The 17,984-nt window shown below is 67.0% G+C and carries 15 protein-coding genes; 12 read left to right on the plus strand and 3 right to left on the minus strand.

Going from position 1 to position 17,984, the window contains the following annotated elements; translation table 11 throughout:
- The first annotated feature begins 55 nt into the window (after positions 1-55).
- From OSH07_RS03670 to OSH07_RS03680, 3 genes are all read left to right on the plus strand, one after another.
- Complete coding sequence (locus OSH07_RS03670; protein ID WP_266337236.1) at positions 56-991, plus strand: ABC transporter permease; 936 nt, start codon at positions 56-58, stop codon at positions 989-991.
- Positions 988-2,112 carry an ABC transporter permease gene (locus OSH07_RS03675; protein ID WP_266337237.1) on the plus strand — a complete coding sequence of 375 codons (1,125 nt, stop codon included), beginning with the start codon at positions 988-990 and terminating at the stop codon, positions 2,110-2,112. Before OSH07_RS03670 ends, OSH07_RS03675 begins: the two co-directional genes overlap by 4 nt.
- A gap of 123 nt (positions 2,113-2,235) precedes the next feature.
- A complete protein-coding gene (locus OSH07_RS03680; RefSeq protein WP_266337238.1) occupies positions 2,236-3,234 on the plus strand; it encodes an ABC transporter substrate-binding protein in 999 nt (332 codons plus the stop codon).
- A gap of 520 nt (positions 3,235-3,754) precedes the next feature.
- Here OSH07_RS03680 and OSH07_RS03685 read toward each other — a convergent pair.
- Positions 3,755-4,504 (minus strand): ArsR/SmtB family transcription factor, encoded by a 750-nt coding sequence (locus tag OSH07_RS03685; protein WP_266337239.1) that lies wholly within the window; start codon positions 4,502-4,504, stop codon positions 3,755-3,757.
- A 150-nt stretch (positions 4,505-4,654) separates the two neighbouring features.
- Between OSH07_RS03685 and cysQ the strand changes: the two genes are divergently transcribed.
- From cysQ to cysN, 3 genes are all read left to right on the plus strand, one after another.
- A complete protein-coding gene (cysQ, locus tag OSH07_RS03690; RefSeq protein ID WP_266337240.1) occupies positions 4,655-5,461 on the plus strand; it encodes a 3'(2'),5'-bisphosphate nucleotidase CysQ in 807 nt (268 codons plus the stop codon).
- A 160-nt stretch (positions 5,462-5,621) separates the two neighbouring features.
- Complete coding sequence (cysD, locus tag OSH07_RS03695) at positions 5,622-6,545, plus strand: sulfate adenylyltransferase subunit CysD (RefSeq protein ID WP_266337241.1); 924 nt, start codon at positions 5,622-5,624, stop codon at positions 6,543-6,545.
- Positions 6,545-8,458: a sulfate adenylyltransferase subunit CysN gene (cysN, locus tag OSH07_RS03700; protein ID WP_266337242.1), complete on the plus strand. Its 1,914-nt coding sequence runs from the start codon at positions 6,545-6,547 to the stop codon at positions 8,456-8,458. Before cysD ends, cysN begins: the two co-directional genes overlap by 1 nt.
- Before the next feature lie 352 nt (positions 8,459-8,810).
- On the opposite strand, the gene OSH07_RS03705 is transcribed toward cysN, so the two are convergent.
- Positions 8,811-10,559: a flagellar basal body-associated FliL family protein gene (locus OSH07_RS03705; RefSeq protein WP_266337243.1), complete on the minus strand. Its 1,749-nt coding sequence runs from the start codon at positions 10,557-10,559 to the stop codon at positions 8,811-8,813.
- Positions 10,560-10,676: 117 nt separating this feature from the next.
- Positions 10,677-11,558, minus strand: coding sequence for a polyphosphate kinase 2 (gene ppk2, locus OSH07_RS03710; RefSeq protein WP_420909596.1), 882 nt, complete (start codon positions 11,556-11,558; stop codon positions 10,677-10,679).
- A gap of 370 nt (positions 11,559-11,928) precedes the next feature.
- Between ppk2 and OSH07_RS03715 the strand changes: the two genes are divergently transcribed.
- The 6 genes from OSH07_RS03715 to phoU all read left to right on the plus strand — a co-directional run bounded on the left by OSH07_RS03715 (position 11,929) and on the right by phoU (position 17,966).
- Entirely contained in the window at positions 11,929-13,272 is a 1,344-nt protein-coding gene (locus OSH07_RS03715; protein WP_266337244.1) for an ATP-binding protein, read from the plus strand.
- Between the two features lie 129 nt (positions 13,273-13,401).
- Positions 13,402-14,451 (plus strand): phosphate ABC transporter substrate-binding protein PstS, encoded by a 1,050-nt coding sequence (gene pstS / locus OSH07_RS03720; protein WP_266337245.1) that lies wholly within the window; start codon positions 13,402-13,404, stop codon positions 14,449-14,451.
- Positions 14,452-14,538: 87 nt separating this feature from the next.
- Positions 14,539-15,531, plus strand: a complete 993-nt coding sequence (pstC, locus tag OSH07_RS03725; protein WP_420909587.1) for a phosphate ABC transporter permease subunit PstC — start codon at positions 14,539-14,541, stop codon at positions 15,529-15,531.
- Positions 15,532-15,542: 11 nt separating this feature from the next.
- Complete coding sequence (gene pstA / locus OSH07_RS03730; RefSeq protein ID WP_266337246.1) at positions 15,543-16,442, plus strand: phosphate ABC transporter permease PstA; 900 nt, start codon at positions 15,543-15,545, stop codon at positions 16,440-16,442.
- Positions 16,439-17,224 carry a phosphate ABC transporter ATP-binding protein PstB gene (gene pstB / locus OSH07_RS03735; RefSeq protein ID WP_266337247.1) on the plus strand — a complete coding sequence of 262 codons (786 nt, stop codon included), beginning with the start codon at positions 16,439-16,441 and terminating at the stop codon, positions 17,222-17,224. The genes pstA and pstB overlap by 4 nt, the downstream gene beginning before the upstream one ends.
- 25 nt (positions 17,225-17,249) lie before the next feature.
- The gene (phoU, locus tag OSH07_RS03740) at positions 17,250-17,966 is read left to right on the plus strand and encodes a phosphate signaling complex protein PhoU (RefSeq protein WP_266337248.1); all 717 of its coding nucleotides are present in this window, start codon (positions 17,250-17,252) and stop codon (positions 17,964-17,966) included.
- Positions 17,967-17,984: the final 18 nt, after the last annotated feature.

Here is a 17,984-nt window from a genome sequence, read left to right on the forward strand (position 1 = left end):
CCCCTCCACTGGCGTCGCCTTCCGCCTGCGGAAGATATGGCACGGGGAGGGCAGCATGACCACGCTCGCCATTCCCGCCCGACCGCGCTCGCTGAAGAAGCCGGGTCAGATCTTTCCGGTGACGGTGGTCGTCCTTGCCATCCTCGTCATCTGGTATGTCGGCGCCTTCTTCCTGAACGCCCAGCTCGCGCGCGACGCCTTCGCCCGTCAGAAGGTCGAGCCGACCATCAGCCAGCTCGCCGAGGCGACCTTCTCGATGGACCGGCCGCTGCTGCCGGCGCCGCACCAGGTTGCGACCGAGCTCTGGAAGAGCACGGTCGACCAGCCGGTCACCTCGAAGCGCAGCCTCGTCTATCACGGCTGGGTGACGCTCTCGGCGACGCTCGCCGGCTTCGGCATCGGCACGCTGCTCGGCCTGCTGCTCGCCATCGGCATCGTGCATGTCTCGAGCCTCGACAAGAGCCTGATGCCCTGGGTCGTCGCCTCGCAGACGATCCCGATCGTCGCCATCGCGCCGATGATCGTCGTCGTCGGCTACAATTTGATGAACGGCAAGCTCGGTCTCTCGACCGACACGTCGCGCTTCCTCGCCAAGGCGATGATCTCGACCTACCTGTCGTTCTTCCCGGTCACGGTCGGCATGGTGAAGGGGCTGCGCTCGCCCGAACTGATGCATCTCGACCTGATGCGGACCTATTCGGCCTCCGGCTGGCAGGCGTTCTGGAAGCTGCGCTTCCCGGCGTCGCTGCCTTTTCTCTTCACCTCGATGCAGATCGCCATCGCCATCAGCCTCGTCGGCGCCATCGTCGGCGAACTGCCGACCGGCGCTTCGGCCGGGCTTGGCGCCCGCCTTCTGGCCGGCTCCTATTACGGGCAGACGGTACAGATCTGGGCGGCGCTGCTGGCGGCGTCGATCCTCGCGGCCGTGCTGGTCGCGATCGTCGGCTTCGCCAACCGCATCGTCCTCAAGCGGATGGGGATGGCAAGATGAGTTCGCGTGGACATCTGCAGCCCTGGATCGCCTTCCTCGGCCTGTTCGCCGCCGTCGCCCTGCCGCTCGATGCCGCCGATGCCTGGCGGCTGCTGCCGCGCGAGGGCGTCCCGGGCTGGATCGTCATCCTGGCGCTCGCGGTCGCCGCCTATGCCTCCGTCCGGGCGGAGAAGAGCGCGCTCACCGCCATCCTGCTCGCCTTCGCCTCCAGCGCCGGCGCTTGGGCGGCGCTCGACCTGCTGCCCGGCCTTGCCGGCCACACCGGCCCCGGTTTCTGGGCGCTGCTCTTCACGTCCTGGCTGCTCGCCTGGGCGCTGGTGTCGCAGCTCGCCGCCATCAAGCCGCGCGCCGGTCCGGCCGGTTTCGGGCTGAAGCTTCTGGTGCCGCTCCTCTTCGGCGCCTGGCTGCTGATCTTCTGGCAGGTGATCGTCGTCGCCTTCCAGGTGCCGAGCGTGCTGATCCCGCCGCCCTCGGCGATCTGGGCGAAGCTCGTCTCGTCGATCCCGATCCTCGCCGCCGATTTCCGCCAGACCTTCCTGAAGGCGGTGATCGCCGGCTATGTCATCGGCTGCGGCTCCGGCTTCCTCGTCGCCATCCTGGTCGACCGCATTCCCTTCCTGCAGCGCGGCCTGCTGCCGGTCGGCAATCTGGTCTCGGCGCTGCCGATCATCGGCATCGCCCCGATCATGGTGATGTGGTTCGGCTTCGACTGGCCGTCCAAGGCGGCGGTGGTGGTGGTCGCCACCTTCTTCCCGATGCTGGTCAACACCGTCACCGGTCTCGCCGCCTCGCAGCCGATGCAGCGCGACCTGATGCGCACCTATGCCGCGAATTATTGGCAGTCTCTCTTCAAGCTCCGGCTTCCCGAGGCGCTGCCGTTCATATTCAATGCACTCAAGATCAATTCTACACTGGCCCTGATCGCAGCCATCGTCGCCGAGTTCTTCGGCACGCCGATCGTGGGCATGGGCTTCCGTATCTCCACCGAAGTCGGGCGCATGAACATCGACATGGTGTGGGCGGAAATCGCGGTGGCGGCGCTCGCCGGCTCCGTCTTCTACGGGGTGATCGCGCTCATCGAGCGCGCCTCGACGTTCTGGCATCCGTCCTTCCGCGCCTGAGGACGGGCGAGATCTGTATCTACCGTCCGCGTCAAAGGGCGCGGACGGGCAAGGTTGGGGGATCTCGCCAGGGAAAGGGCGACATCCTCGAAGGACGACAACGAACAGAACCTGGAGGGGTCAATGAAGAAGCTTATGATTGGAGCGCTCGCCATCGCCGCGGGGCTCATGACCAGCGTCTCGGCCCATGCGGCCGATCCGGTGACGCTGCAGCTGAAGTGGGTCACGCAGGCCCAGTTCGCCGGCTATTACGTCGCCAAGGAGAAGGGCTTCTACGAGGCGGAAGGCCTCGACGTCACGATCAAGCCGGGCGGCCCCGACATCGCCCCCGAGCAGGTGATCGCCGGCGGCGGCGCCGACATCATCACCACCTGGATGCCGGCGGCGCTGGCTTCGCGTGAAAAGGGCGTGCCGCTCGTCAACATCGCCCAGCCCTACAAGAAGTCGGGCATGATGCTGACCTGCCGCAAGGATACCGGCATCAAGTCGCCGGACGACTTCAAGGGCAAGACGCTCGGCGTCTGGTTCTACGGCAACGAATATCCGTTCCTCGCCTGGATGGCGAAGCTCGGCCTTTCGACCGAGGGCGGTCCGAACGGCGTCACCGTGCTGAAGCAGGGCTTCAACGTCGACCCGCTGATCCAGAAGCAGGCCGACTGCATCTCGACCATGACCTACAACGAGTTCGGCCAGGTGCTGGACGCCGGTATTCCGGAGAGCGAGCTGATCGTCTTCAAGTATGAGGACCAGGGCGTCGCGACGCTGGAAGATGGCCTCTATGTCATGGAAGACAAGCTGAAGGATCCGGCCTTCGTCGAGAAGATGGCGAAGTTCGTCCGCGCCTCGATGAAGGGCTGGGACTATGCCCGCGCCAACACCGACGAGGCCGCCAAGATCGTGCTCGAGAACGACGAGACCGGCGCGCAGACCGAAGCCCACCAGAAGTTCATGATGGGCGAGGTCAACAAGCTGACCGAGGGCAGCAACGGCAAGCTCGACGAGGCCGACTACACCCGTACGGTGAAGACGCTGCTGTCGGCCGGCGGCGAAGCGCCCGTCATCACCAAGGAGCCGACCGGCGCCTGGACCCATGCCGTCACCGACGCGGCCGGCCTGAAGTAAGCCGGCTTCTGCGAGCCGCGAATCGAGAAAAGGAACGGGCGCCCCCTGGGCGCCCGTTTGCCATTTCAGGGCTCGCCTGCGCCGCGATCGGGCTCCGGACAAGCCAACATCGACGGTGAGGATGCCGCCATGGATGGTGCTGGCGTCGTCGGAGGCGAGGAAGCGGCGAGCGCCGCGACTTCCTCGGGCTTGCCGTAGCGCCCGGCCGGGATCGCCGCCGTGGTCGCCTTGCGGATCGCCGCGGCGTTGCCGGCGGGAGTCCCGGCTCCGTCATCCCTGCGAAAGCAGGGATCCATGCATCCGGGGTGCTCGGGGCCTTCGCTGGAGAGGCAACCCGGCTGAATGGATCCCGGGTCTCCGCCCGGGATGACGGCGAGGGTGGGGTCAGCGCGGAGAACTCCTATGAGGATGTCGAGGAGCGCGGGCCGGTTGCCCTCTTCACCTCCCTCCGGGAGAGGTGAAGGCCCCGCGACGCCCGGCTTCCGCCCGGCCCACGCCAGATGCGCGCAGACGAGAGAAATCATTCCGGCACGAAGCCGAACACCGCGGCGAAGCCGGCCGAGCCCGTCGGCGTGACGGCGATGGCGCGGCTGTCCTTCACCCGCTCGATCCAACCCTTCCGCAGCAGGTGGTCGCAGAGCGCCGCGCCGAGGCGGCCGGCGAGATGGGGACGGCGCTCGCTCCAGTCGAGGCAGGTTCGGCAGAGCGGCCGGCCCCCGGCTTCCCGCCCCCTGCCGGGGCGGCGGCTCAGGTCGATGCCGAAATCGCACAGGAAGCGGTCGCCCTCGGGCGTCACCAGCCCGGCGCCGTCGGAGAGACGCACGAGGTCGCGCGCCACCAGGCCGTCGGCGATGGCGACGCCGAGCCGGCCGGCGAGATGGTCGTAGCAGGTCCGCGCCGCCCGCATCGCCTCGTCGCGCGGCCCGGTCGGCCGGTACCGCTTCGGCCCCTCGGCGACAAGCGACATCAGCGCCTCCAGAGCTTCAGCCACGGCGGGCGTCGCCAGCCGGTAGTAGCGATGGCGGCCCTGTTTCTCGACGGCGAGGATCTTCGCCTCGGTCAGCTTGGCGAGATGGCCGCTGGTGGTCGGGGCGCCGACGCCGGCATGGAAGGCGAGTTCGCCGGCCGAAAGCGCCCGGCCGTCCATCAGGGCCGACAGCATGTTGGCGCGGGCGACGTCGCCGATCAGCGCGGCGATTTCGGCGAGAGTGGTGCCGGAGACGAGATTGCTCATGGCGGCGAGGATACCGCCTCGCGCCGGCGCGGTCATGGACGAACCTTTCGTCCGTCGCCGAAGCATTCCGCGCCGAAGCCTCCCGCACCTTGACGCGCATTGGCGCTTGTCGTCGGGGCCGTGGCGGGGTAGAGCCGCGGCGGCCGGTCCAGCCCGCCATCCATCCCGCAAGCCGCATGAGGCCCGATGCCCCTTCTCGACGACGCCCTCTACGAAGCCCTGATCGCGACGACGCTCGCCGCCGGACGCGTCGTCATGCAGGTTTATGACGGGGCCTTCGCGGTGGCGGTGAAGGGCGACGCCTCGCCGGTGACCGAGGCGGACCGCGAGGCCGAGATGGTCATCCTCGCCGATCTCGCGCGCCTCATGCCGGAGATCCCTGTCGTGGCGGAAGAATCCTGCGCCGAGGGACGGATCCCGACCGTGGGCGGCACCTTCTTCCTGGTCGATCCGGTCGACGGCACGCGCGAGTTCATCAGCCGCAACGGCGATTTCACCGTCAATATCGGCCTCGTGCAGGACGGCGAGCCGGTGCTCGGCCTCGTCTATGCGCCGGCGCGCGGCGATCTCTATGCCGGCCGCGCCGGCCGGGGCGCCGAGCATTTCTCCGTCGTCGATTTCGAGATCGCCAGCCGCCGCGTTATCCGCGTCTCAGACCCGGCCGCTTCGCCGCCGCGCATTCTCGCCAGCCGCTCGCATCGCACGCCCGAGACGGACGACTTCATCGCCCGCTTCCCCGGCGCATCGCTGGTCTCGGCCGGATCGTCTCTGAAATTCTGCCTGATGGCGGCGGGCGAGGCCGATCTCTATCCGCGCATGGGGCCGACCATGCAGTGGGATACGGCGGCGGGCGACGCCGTGCTGCGCGCCGCCGGCGGCAGCGTCGAGACGATCGACGGCGCGCCGCTCGGCTACGGTCCGGGACCCGGCGAGGGCGTTTCCGCCTATGCCAATCCGTGGTTCGTGGCGCGCGGCGCCCTGGAAATCCTCTAGCCAAACACGACTAAATCCATCGACTTGGCTGAAATCAGGTTGCGGGATTTCGCCGGAACACGGCACGGATGGTGGTAAAGGCGGGCGATTTACGGCACGGCTGTGCTTGAGGCGAGGGGCGGGCGCGGACTAGGTTTCGGGCTCAAGTTCGGAGTTCACCATGTCGCCACGCCCCCCATCGCCGCATGCCCCCTCGCATCTCCGCCGCCTCGAAGCCGAGGCGATCTTCATCATGCGCGAGGTCGTGGCGAATTTCGAAAATCCCGTGATGCTCTATTCGATCGGCAAGGATTCGTCGGTCATGCTGCATCTGGCGATGAAGGCCTTCTATCCCGCCAAGCCGCCCTTCGCGCTGCTGCATGTCGACACGACATGGAAGTTCCGCGAGATGATCTCGTTCCGCGACGAGACGGTGAAGCGGCTCGGGCTCGAACTCCGCGTCCACACCAATCAGGAAGGCAAGGCGGCCGGCATCAATCCGTTCGACCATGGCTCGTCCAACTACACCCAGATCATGAAGACCGAGGCGCTGAAGCAGGCGCTCGACGCCGGCGGCTATGACGCGGCCTTCGGCGGCGCCCGCCGCGACGAGGAGAAGAGCCGCGCCAAGGAGCGCATCTTCTCGTTCCGCTCGGCCAACCACGGCTGGGACCCGAAGAACCAGCGGCCGGAGCTCTGGTCGCTCTACAACACCCGCATCCAGCCCGGCGAGACGATCCGCGTCTTCCCGCTGTCGAACTGGACCGAGCTCGACATCTGGCAATACATCCTCGCCGAACAGATCCCGATCGTGCCGCTCTATTTCTCGGCCGAGCGGCCGGTGGTCGAGCGCAACGGCCAGCTGATCATGGCAGACGACGCGCGCATGCGCCTGCTGCCCGGCGAGGTGCCCGAGAGGCGCCGCGTCCGCTTCCGCACGCTCGGCTGCTACCCGCTGACGGCGGCGGTCGAATCCGACGCCGACACGCTCCCCGAAATCGTCCGCGAGATGTTCCTCGCCACCACATCCGAGCGCCAGGGTCGCCTGATCGACCATGACGAATCCGGTTCGATGGAGAAGAAGAAGCGCGAGGGATATTTCTAATGGCCGAGATTTTTTCCGCCCAGGCGGTCGCCAATGACGACGGCGCCGCCAGCATCCTCGCGCAGTCGGACGACAAGGGCATCCTGCGCTTCCTGACCTGCGGCAGCGTCGACGACGGCAAGTCCACCCTGATCGGCCGGCTGCTGTTCGACACCAAGAAGCTGTTCGAGGACCAGCTGGTCACGCTGGAGAAGGACTCGAAGAAGTTCGGCACGGTCGGCGACGACATCGACCTGGCGCTCCTCGTCGACGGCCTCGAGGCCGAGCGCGAGCAGGGCATCACCATCGACGTCGCCTACCGTTTCTTCGCGACCGAGAAGCGCAAGTTCATCGTCGCCGACACGCCCGGCCACGAACAGTACACCCGCAACATGGCGACCGGCGCCTCGACGGCGGACCTCGCCGTCCTGCTGATCGATGCGCGCAAGGGGATCCTGACCCAGACGCGCCGCCACGCCACCATCGCCTCGCTGCTCGGCATCCGCCATGTCGTGCTGGCGATCAACAAGATCGACCTCGTCGGCTATGACCGCGGTGTCTATGAGAAGATCGTCGCCGCCTTTGACGCGGACGCCGCGCACTACAATTTCGCCAGCCGCGTCGCCATTCCGCTCTCGGCCCGCCATGGTGACAATGTCAGCGGCCTGAGCCCCAACATGGAATGGTATCGCGGCCCGACGCTGATCGAGCATCTCGAAAACGTCGAGCTCGAGCCCGGCATCGACCGGCCTTTCCGTTTCCCGGTGCAGTGGGTCAACCGCCCCGACCTGACCTTCCGCGGCTATGCCGGCACGGTCGCCGGCGGCACGGTCCGTCCCGGCGACGAACTGGTGGTCGCGCGCTCGGGCCAGCTGGCAAAGGTCGAGCGCATCGTCACCCATGACGGCGATCTCGACGCCGCCGGCACCGACGAAGCCGTCACGCTGACCCTCGACCGCGAGATCGACGTTTCGCGCGGCGACGTCCTTGTCGCCGCCGAGGCGCGGCCGGAGGTTTCCGACCAGCTCGCCGCCCATCTGATCTGGATGGCCGAGGAGCCGATGCTGCCCGGCCGGCCTTACCTCATGAAGATCGGCACCCGTACGGTCGGCGCCGCCGTCACCGAGCTGAAGCACCGCGTCGAGGCCGAGACGCTGAAGCCGCTCGCCGCAAAGACGCTGGCGCTGAACGACATCGGCTTCGCCAATCTGTCGCTCGCCGAGCCGATCGCCTTCGACCCCTACGAGGACAATCGCGCCACCGGCGCCTTCATCCTGATCGACCGCTTCACCAACCAGACGGTGGCGGCGGGCATGATCCGCTTCGGCCTGCGCCGCGCCACCAACATCCACCGTCAGGCGCTCGATATCGACAAGGCGGCCCGTTCCGCCGCCAAGGGCCAGAAGCCCGGCATCCTCTGGTTCACCGGCCTTTCGGGCGCGGGAAAATCGACCATCGCCAACCTGGTCGAGAAGAAGCTGCACCTGATGGGGCGGCACACCTATCTGCTGGACGGCGACAATGTCCGCCATGGTCTGAACCGCGACCTCGGCTTCACCGATGCCGACCGGGTGGAGAACATCCGCCGCGTCGCCGAGACGGCCAAGCTCTTCGTCGATGCCGGCCTGATCGTGCTGGTCTCGTTCATCTCGCCGTTCCGCTCCGAGCGCCAGCTGGCGCGCGACCTGGTGCAGGAAGGCGAGTTCATCGAGATCTTCGTCGACACGCCGCTTTCGGTTGCCGAGGAGCGCGACGTGAAGGGCCTGTACAAGAAGGCGCGCGAAGGGCTGATCAAGAACTTCACCGGCATCGACAGCCCGTATGAGGCGCCGCTTTCGCCCGACATCCATCTCGATACGAAGTCGGGCGACAGTGAGGCGCTTGCCGACCAGATCGTCGCCTATCTGGTGGCGAAGGGCTATTCGGCGGGGTAGGGCGCGCCGAAACTTACCTCTCCCGTGGGGAGAGGTCGACGGCCGCAGGCCGGCGGGTGAGGGCGTAGGGAACTCTCCGGCAGGGCCGCAACCCTTCACCCGGAGCTTCGCTCCGACCTCTCTCAGGGAGAGGTGACAAGGGGCCTGTCGCTCGCAGGGAAGCGGCTCGCAACGCCGCCGCATGGATCCCGGGTCTCCGGCCGGGATGCCGGCGAGGGGGGCTGTTGGAGCCATGACGGCGAGGATGGGACGGTGGGCGGGGCAGTCTGCCATCCCAAAAAGACCGGGTCCCGGTGTCAGGCCTCGGCCGGCTCCCTCGCCCGCTTGCGGGAGAGGGGTGGGGTGAGGCTGCCTATTTCAGCACTTCGATCCGCACCGACTTGATGTCGGCGGCGGTGCCGTCGCCGGGGATGCCCGGCTCGATCAGCACGGCGTCGGTTTCCGGGCCGCCGCGATCCTTCGGCACCGTCCAGGTGGTCGAAAGCGGCGCGTAGTCGGCGCCGATGACGCCGTCCTTCCAGGGGCTCAGGCTGCGGCCGTTCTGATAGGCGAAGCGTAGCGAATGGGACGGGGCCCCGGAGGCGGCGCGTGCCACGACGACGATGCGGATCGTCCGCCCGGAGAGCCGCTCATAGACGCCGCGACCAACGGTAATCCGCGACCCCGTCGAGTTGATCGACGAGGAGACGCGGGCGAAGCCGCCCTGCGTGTCGCCCTCGAAGCGGACGGGATTGTCCGGCATCGACTGGAACACGCTGGGATCGCGGCCGTCGAACAGGTTGAGCGTTTCAAGCGCCAGCGTGCCGGCGGGCTCGGCCGCCGGTTGCGGCGCTGGCCGCGCTTCGGCGGTGGCGGGCGCCGGGCTCTTCGGATCGTCCTCCGAGGCGGCGATCATGCCGGCGATATCGGTTGGCTTCGCCGGCGTCGCGGCTGGGCCGGCGCCCTCGGCGGTGGCGGCGGGCGCCGGAGTGCGGTTCAGGAAGAAGGCGGCTCCGCCGAGGCCGGCGACGAGCAGCAGCACCACGCCGGCGACGATGGCGACCATCCGGCCGCTGACCGCGTCGGTGAGGTTGCGCAGGCGTTCGCCGAGCGTCGGACGCGGCTCTTCCTCGTCGAACGGATCCTCGTCCGCTTCGTCGGCGGCCGCGTCCCGGTCGTCGGGATCGGCTTCGTCCGCGTCGAGCGGCTCGTCATCGACGGCTTCCTCATCGATCGTGTCGTGCTCGTCCTCCACCGCTTCGGTATCGCGCCGGTCGAAGCGTTCGCGGTGCAGGCGCAGCACTTCCTCGGCCGTTTCCGGCCGGTCCTGGTCCGCGTCGTCTTCCTCGTCGTCCCGCTCGTCGAGGTCCGGTTCGTCGCTCGCTTCCGGGCCCTCGTCGTCGTGGGGCTCGTCGTCGATCTCCGCGTCGAGGTCGGGCGCGTCAATCTCGGCGGGATCGATTTCCTCGTCGAGGAGGCCGACCTCGTCGTCCGCCTCGCGGCCGCGCGGATCGGCCATCTTCGCCGGTTCCGCCTTCGCGGCCGGCTTCTTGTCGGTCACGGCTGCCTTGTCGAGCGCGGCGAGCGCGGCGATCACCGCCGCGTCGGGGCTCGGCGGTCCCGCTTCCGACGACGTCGTAGCCCTCGCTCGGGCCGCGTCGCCGGGCGTGGGCGAGCCGATCTGCGACAGCGGCTCGAACCGCGCCAGCTTGCGCACCGGCTCGCGCGGCGGCAGCACCAGGCTGGTCGCGAAGGAGGTCGCCGCCGGCGCGGCGACGATCTCGGATTTTGGCACGGCAAGGCGGCCCGGCTCGGACGACGCCTTCGCTTCCGCGGCGGCTGGACTGACTTTCGTCGCCGGCGCGCCGGCCTCGTCCGCGTCCTCGTCGCCATCCGCGTCGGCGGCTTCCGGGGACTCGCCTTCGCGCGCGATCGAGGCGACGACGGCGTCGAACTCGTCGATCTTGCTGTCGATTTCCTTGGGCGTCAGCGGCGGGTCGTAGGACCACAGCAGCCGGATCATGGCTTCGCGCGCATTGGTGAACGTACGTTCCCGACCGTCGTGATCCGACGGGTCGAGATGCGCGACGGAGCGGCGCAGGACCGTTTGAAGTTGGCTCATTCGCTCGGGATGACCGAAAAAGGGTGAACGAACGGTTGATAGCACCGCCTGAAGGCAAAACTTCGGCAAGCGCGCCCGGCCGCGGTGGCGGCGCGACCGGGGGGGGCGGCGCGGCGGTTACCCCTTCTTGAGGAAGCGCGGGCCGCTGCCGAGGATCAGCGGATCCGGCTCGCGCACGATGTCCTTGTCGCGGCCGGGATAGTCGATCTTGCCGAGCACGTAGCGGATGATGTTCAGCCGCGCGCGGCGCTTGTCGTTGGCGAGCGCGATGATCCAGGGCGACTTGTCGGTATGCGTCGCCTCCAGCATGGAGTCGCGCGCCTTCGAATAGTCCTTCCACTTGCCCAGCGCCGCATAGTCCATCGGCGACAGCTTCCAGATCTTGAGCGGGTTATGCCGGCGCTCGTGGAACCGCTTCAGCTGCATTTCCTGGCCGATGTCGAGCCAGAACTTGAACAGGATCGTGCCGGAATCGATCAGCCCGGCCTCCAGCACCGGCGCCTGCTGCAGGAAGACCTTGCGCTCGTCCGGGGTACAGAAGCCCATCACCGTCTCGACGCCGGCGCGGTTGTACCAGGAGCGGTCGAAGGTGACGATCTCGCCGGCGGTCGGCAGCTCGGCGACATAGCGCTGGAAATACCACTGGCCGCGCTCGGTGTCGGAGGGCTTCGGCAGGGCGACGTCGCGCGCGTTGCGCGGATTGAGATATTGCCGCAGCGCGAAGATGGCGCCGCCCTTGCCGGCGGCGTCACGGCCCTCGAACAGCATGACGACCTTGAGGCCCTTCTCGATGACGTGGTGCTGCAGCTTGACCAGCTCGATCTGCAGCGCCGTCAGCTCTTCCTCGTATTTGTCGGATTTCAGCGACTTGTCATAGGGATAGCCGCCGGACCGGAAGGCGCTCTCGTCGACCCAGGCCGGCAACTGGGGATCGTCGAGGTCGAAGCTGCCGAGCTTGGTCTCGATCGGCGCGGCGTCGACGGTCGGCTGGAGCTGTATCGGCAGCGGCGCCGCCGGCTTGCTCTCCTCCTTCTTGCCGTTGCCGTCCTTGCCATTGCCGTTCTTGCCGCCATCGGCCTTCGCGGCGCCGTCCGGATCCTTGCCGGACTTGTCCTTGTCGTCGCCGTTCTTGCCCGTCTGCTTGTCGGCCTTCTTACCGTTCTTCGGCTCGGCCGGGAGATTCGGATCCGCCTTGGCGTCGTCTGCCTTGGACTTCTTCTTCTCTGAATTCGCCATGTCGATTCCGATCTCTTACATAGGAGCCGCTTCGTGCTGACAGTGCCACGCTGTCATCAGCTTGTCCTGTACGACATGTGATACTGAGCCGGCATGGTTATCGTGGCCTGCCGAGTTGGGGATGGAAGACGGAATGAGCGACAAGGAACGGACCGCGGGGGATCCCGAGGCGGCGGGCGAGGCAAGGTACGGCGTCGTCGCCCGGCTGATCGAGGCGCGCGGCTTCTTCCTGACCATGACCGCGCTGCTCCTGTTCCTGGTGCTGATCAACGAGATCAGTCCGGTCGCCGCCGGCATATTGCTCGCCGCCGCCATCGGCTTCTTCGCCATCTTCATTCGCGGCCGCGACGAGCTCCCCGTCCGGCTGACCAGCCGGCCTCCGCCGTCGATCTGGCCGGAAACCGGCATCAAGCGCATGGCCGATGCGCTGCCGGATCCCTGTGTCATCCTCGATCGTCGCGGCGTCGTGCGCTATGCCAACCGGCGCGCAGAGGCGACCTTTCCCCTGCGCCCCGGCGATCCCTTGACCTTCCGCCTGCGCAATCCCGATTTTGTCGGCGCCTTCGACCGTGTCGCCGCCGGCGGCCCGGCCGAGAAGGTGCAGTTCCTCGAGCGCGGGCCGACCGAGCGCTGGTATCTCGCCTGGTTCTCGGCGCTGGAGCCCGGCGGCAACGACAAGTCCGGCTTCATCGTGCTGATCTTCTCCGACCAGACGGAGCAGCGGGTGAGCGAGAAGATCCGCGTCGATTTCGTCGCCAATGCCAGCCATGAGCTGCGCACGCCGCTCGCCTCGCTCTCCGGCTTCATCGAGACCATGCAGGGCCCGGCGCGCGACGACGCGGTGGCGCGCGAGCGCTTTCTCGGCATCATGCACGACCAGGCGACGCGCATGAGCCGGCTGATCGACGACCTTCTGTCGCTGTCGCGCATCGAGATGAAGGCGCATATGCGGCCGGAAGCGCCCGTCGACCTGACCGGCGTCATCCGCGGCGTCGTCGACGCGCTGGAGCCGCTGGCGCGCGACCTCGGCGTCACCATCGAGACCGACCTGCCGGAGACGCCGCTGGTCGTGCCGGGCGATCGCGACGAGCTGGTGCAGGTATTCCAGAATTTGATCGAAAACGGCTGCAAATACGGAAGATCGGGCGAGCGCGTGCTGGTGACGGCGACGCCGCCGCCGGGCGGCCGCGGCGGCCCGGTCGTCACCGTGCGCGATTTTGGCGCCGGCATTCCGGCCGAACATCTGCCGCGCCTGACCGAGCGCTTCTACCGCGCCGACATCCAGGCGAGCCACGCGCAGCGCGGCACCGGGCTCGGGCTTGCCATCGTCAAGCACATCCTGAACCGCCACCGCGCCAAGCTCGGAATCGAGAGCCGCTCGGGCGAAGGCTCGACCTTCACAGTCACCTTCAATGTCGCCTTCACAGGAAACGAGCCGCCGGCTCGGCGCATTCCGCAAGATATTTCATACAGTTAGACTGTCATAAAAGAGTTATGCTATCGTCATAGAACCATCGCCTGTGGTCACTACGGTCCGCTCGCGTCCCGGTCGCACGGCTGGGGCAAGCAACCGCAAGTCCCGGAACCCTCGTCAGGGAGACGTCAGGTGAAACTCAAGAATATCGCACTCGCGGCCGGCCTTTTCGCCGCCACCATCGGCCTCAACGCGGCCCAGGCAGCGGACATTTCCGGCGCCGGCGCGACCTTCCCGTACCCGGTCTACGCCAAGTGGGCGGACACCTATAAGAAGGAAACCGGTACCGGCCTGAACTACCAGTCGATCGGCTCCGGCGGCGGCATCAAGCAGATCAAGGCCAAGACCGTCACCTTCGGCGCCTCCGACGCCCCCCTGAAGCCGGAAGAGCTGCAGAAGGCCGGCCTGGTCCAGTTCCCGACCGTCATCGGCGGCATCGTGCCGATCATCAACGTTCCCGGCCTGAAGGCGGGCGACCTGACCCTCGACGGCCAGACGCTGGCCGACATCTTCCAGGGCAAGATCGCCAAGTGGAACGATGAAGCCATCAAGAAGCTGAACCCCTCGGTCGAGCTGCCGGACATGGCGATCGCCGTCGTCCGCCGTTCGGACGGTTCGGGCACCAGCTTCGTGTTCACGACCTATCTGTCGCAGGTCTCGAAGACCTGGGCCGACGAGATCGGCGCCGCTTCGGCCGTCGAATGGCCGGTCGGCATCGGCGCCAAGGGCAACGAGGGCATCGCCGCCAATGTCGGCCAGACCCAGGGCTCGATCGGCTACGTCGAGTACGCCTACGCCGCCCAGAACAACATGACCTACGCCAAGCTGGTCAACAAGGACGGCAAGACCGTCGCTCCGGATGCGGCCAACTTCGCCGCCGCCGCCTCGAACGTCGACTGGAACAACGCTCCGGGCTACTACGTCACCATGACGAACGAGCCGGGCGAGACCTCCTGGCCGATCACCGCCACCACCTTCATCCTCGTCTACGCCAAGCCGGACAAGCCGGCCGACGTCGCCGAAGCCCTCAAGTTCTTCAGCTGGGCTTACGACAAGGGTGACGCTGCGGCCGAAGCGCTGCACTACATCCCGCTGCCGGACGCGGTCGTCGCCAACGTCAAGGCGACCTGGGCCAAGGAAATCCTCGGCGCCGACGGCAAGCCGGTCTACGCGGGCAACTAAGCCTGAACAGTACGAAGGAGGGGCGCACGGCCCCTCTTTCACCTTCTCCAGTCACATTGGCTCCCAATGCGGAACCGGGAAAACAACATGGTCGATGCTGCGATGACAGGCGCGATCAGCGCCGGCATGGATAGTGCCAAGCTGAAACGCATGCGACGGTTCAAGGCCGGGGACGCGACGTTCCGGGGCCTGACCCTTGGCGCCGCGCTGCTGGTGCTGCTTCTCCTCGGCGGCGTGATCCTGTCGCTGATCCACGGGTCGATCCCGGCTCTCTCCACCTTCGGGTTCGGCTTCCTCGCCAGCCAGTCTTGGAACCCGGTCACCGAGAAGTTCGGCGCGCTCGCGCCCATCTACGGCACGATCGTCACCTCCTTCATCGCGCTGCTCATCGCCGTTCCCGTCGGCATCGGCATCGCCATCTTCCTGACCGAGCTGTGCCCGCCCTGGCTGAAGCGTCCGATCGGCGTCGCCATCGAACTGCTCGCCGGCATCCCCTCGATCATCTACGGCATCTGGGGTCTGTTCGTCTTCGCGCCCTTCTTCCAGACGACGATCCAGCCCTTCCTGATCGACGTCTTCGCGCCGATCCCGGTGCTGAACAGCCTGTTCGCCGGCCCGCCTTACGGCATCGGCGTGCTGACCGCCGGCTTCATCCTGGCGATCATGGTGCTGCCCTTCATCACCTCGATCACCCGCGACGTGTTCGACACCGTGCCGCCGGTCCTCAAGGAAGCGACCTACGGCCTCGGCTGCACGACCTCGGAAGTGGTGCGCAAGGTGGTGCTGCCCTACACCCGCGTCGGTGTCATCGGCGGCGTCATGCTCGGCCTCGGCCGCGCGCTCGGCGAGACGATGGCGGTCACCTTCGTGATCGGCAACGCGCACAAGATCTCCGCCTCGATCATGGCGCCGGGCACGACCATCTCGGCCTCGATCGCCAATGAATTCACCGAGGCCGTCGGCGACCTCTACACCTCGTCGCTGATCGCCCTCGGCCTCATCCTCTTCGTCATCACCTTCATCGTCCTGGCGGCGGCGCGTCTTCTCCTGATGCGCATGAACGTCAAGGCCGGCAACTGAGGCGCGCGACCATGGCAAGCTCTCTCAGCACCGCCGCGGCCGGCTATTCCGCCGCGACAACGCCCGCCGCGCAGGCGCTCTATCGCCGCCGCCGTCGTGGCAACGCGATCCTGCTGGCGCTCTCCTTCGCCGCGACGGGCTTCGGCCTGATCTGCCTCGTGCTGATCCTGCTGGCGCTGCTCTACCAGGGCTTCAGCGGCCTCTCGCTGGCGGTCTTCACCGAGATGACCCCGCCGCCCGGCTCTGCCGGTGGCCTGCTCAACGCCATCTGGGGCAGTCTGGTCATGACCGTCGGCGGCGTCGTCATCGGCACGCCGATCGGCATCCTGGCCGGCACCTACATGTCGGAATACGGCCGTCACAACAAGCTGACGACGGTGGTCCGCTTCATCAACGACATCCTGCTGGCGGCCCCTTCGATCGTCATCGGCCTGTTCGTCTACGAGGTGATCGTCGTCCAGATGGGCCATTTCTCGGCCTTCGCCGGCATGGTGGCGCTTGCGATCCTGGTGATCCCGGTCGTCGTCCGCACCACCGAGGACATGCTGAACCTGGTGCCGAACCAGCTGCGTGAAGCCGCCGCCGCGCTCGGCCTGCCGCGCTCGATCATGATCCGTCACGTCGCCTACAAGGCGGCGCTCTCCGGCATCGTCACCGGCGTGCTGCTGGCGATCGCCCGCGTCAGCGGCGAAACCGCCCCGCTGCTCTTCACGGCGCTGAACAACCAGTTCTGGAGCACCGACCTGAACGCGCCGATGTCGTCGCTGCCGGTCACCATCTTCCAGTTTGCCCTGTCGCCCTATCCGGACTGGCAGAAGCTGGCCTGGTCCGGCGCCCTGCTCATCACCTTTACCGTGCTGGCGCTCAACATCGTCGCCCGCGCCTTCCTCAGCCCCAAGGCTTCCAAATGACCCAGACCGCGTTGAACACGGCCGGCATGGCCGAGAAGATTTCGATCCGCAATCTGAAGTTCTTCTACGGCGACAGCCTGGCGCTGAAGACCATCAACCTGCCGCTCTTCGAGAAGAAGGTCACCGCCTTCATCGGCCCGTCGGGTTGCGGCAAGTCGACCCTGCTGCGCGTGCTGAACCGCATGTACGACCTCTATCCGCGCCAGCGCGCCGAGGGCGAGGTGATCTTCGACGGCAAGAACGTCCTCGATCCCGACCAGGACCGCAACATGCTGCGCGCCCGCGTCGGCATGGTGTTCCAGAAGCCGACGCCGTTCCCGATGTCGATCTACGACAACATCGCCTTCGGCATCCGCCTCTACGAGAACATCTCGCGCTCCGAGATGGACGGACGCGTCGAGGCGGCGCTGACGCGCGGCGCCCTCTGGAACGAGGTCAAGGACAAGCTGCACTCCAGCGGCCTCAGCCTCTCCGGCGGCCAGCAGCAGCGCCTCTGCATCGCCCGCACCATCGCGGTACGGCCGGAAGTCGTGCTGTTCGACGAGCCGTGCTCGGCGCTCGATCCGATCTCGACCGCCAAGATCGAGGAACTGATCGACGAGCTGACGACCGACTACACGATCGCCATCGTCACCCACAACATGCAGCAGGCGGCGCGCGTCTCCGACTACACGGCCTTCATGTATCTCGGCGAGCTGATCGAATTCGACGAGACCACGAAGATCTTCACCTCGCCGTCCGACAAGCGCACCCAGGACTATATCACCGGTCGCTTCGGCTAAGCCGGGCCACGGGTAGGAGCACGACATGTCCGAACACATCGTTTCCAAGTACGACGAAGAGCTGAACGACGTTGCCCGCCGGATCGCCGAGATGGGCGGCATGGCGGAGCGTCTCGTCGACGTCGCCGTCGGCTCGCTGATGCGGCTCGACACTGATACGGCGCGCGCCGTCATCGCCGACGACAAGAAGCTCGACGTGCTGCAGCGCGAATGTGAAGAGCGCGCGATCATGATTATTGCGCGTCGTCAGCCGATGGCGATGGACCTGCGCGAAGTCATCGCCGCCCAGCGCATCGCCAGCGACCTCGAGCGCATCGGCGACCTCGCCAAGAACATCGCCAAGCGCGTCATCGCGCTCGACGGCCAGTTCCAGTCGAAGCGCTTCAACACCGGTGTCGAGCACATGGCGCAGCTGTCGCTCGCCCAGCTCAAGGACGTGCTCGACTCCTACGCCACGCGTGACGTCGAGCAGGCCTACCAGGTCTGGAAGCGCGACGAAGAGATCGACGCGATGTACACGTCGCTCTTCCGCGAACTGCTGACCTACATGATGGAAGATCCGCGCAACATCACCTTCTGCACGCATCTCCTGTTCTGCGCCAAGAACATCGAGCGCATCGGCGACCACGCCACCAACATCGCCGAAACGGTGCACTATGTCGTCACCGGCCAGGTTCTGGCCGAGGATCGTCCGAAGCAGGACGATTCCAGCACGACCGCCGTTGCCTATGAGCAGAACTGACCAAACGCCTGAATGCTA

This window comes from Kaistia nematophila (genome assembly GCF_026343855.1).
GTDB lineage: Bacteria > Pseudomonadota > Alphaproteobacteria > Rhizobiales > Kaistiaceae > Kaistia > Kaistia nematophila.

Coding starts and splice junctions, on each gene's coding strand:
- OSH07_RS03670 (WP_266337236.1), top strand. CDS start 56: ATGACCACGCTCGCCATTCCCGCCCGACCGCGCTCGCTGAAGAAGCCG.
- OSH07_RS03675 (WP_266337237.1), top strand. CDS start 988: ATGAGTTCGCGTGGACATCTGCAGCCCTGGATCGCCTTCCTCGGCCTG.
- OSH07_RS03680 (WP_266337238.1), top strand. CDS start 2,236: ATGAAGAAGCTTATGATTGGAGCGCTCGCCATCGCCGCGGGGCTCATG.
- OSH07_RS03685 (WP_266337239.1), bottom strand. CDS start 4,504: ATGACCGCGCCGGCGCGAGGCGGTATCCTCGCCGCCATGAGCAATCTC.
- cysQ (WP_266337240.1), top strand. CDS start 4,655: ATGCCCCTTCTCGACGACGCCCTCTACGAAGCCCTGATCGCGACGACG.
- cysD (WP_266337241.1), top strand. CDS start 5,622: ATGTCGCCACGCCCCCCATCGCCGCATGCCCCCTCGCATCTCCGCCGC.
- cysN (WP_266337242.1), top strand. CDS start 6,545: ATGGCCGAGATTTTTTCCGCCCAGGCGGTCGCCAATGACGACGGCGCC.
- OSH07_RS03705 (WP_266337243.1), bottom strand. CDS start 10,559: ATGAGCCAACTTCAAACGGTCCTGCGCCGCTCCGTCGCGCATCTCGAC.
- OSH07_RS03715 (WP_266337244.1), top strand. CDS start 11,929: ATGAGCGACAAGGAACGGACCGCGGGGGATCCCGAGGCGGCGGGCGAG.
- pstC (WP_420909587.1), top strand. CDS start 14,539: ATGGTCGATGCTGCGATGACAGGCGCGATCAGCGCCGGCATGGATAGT.
- pstA (WP_266337246.1), top strand. CDS start 15,543: ATGGCAAGCTCTCTCAGCACCGCCGCGGCCGGCTATTCCGCCGCGACA.
- pstB (WP_266337247.1), top strand. CDS start 16,439: ATGACCCAGACCGCGTTGAACACGGCCGGCATGGCCGAGAAGATTTCG.
- phoU (WP_266337248.1), top strand. CDS start 17,250: ATGTCCGAACACATCGTTTCCAAGTACGACGAAGAGCTGAACGACGTT.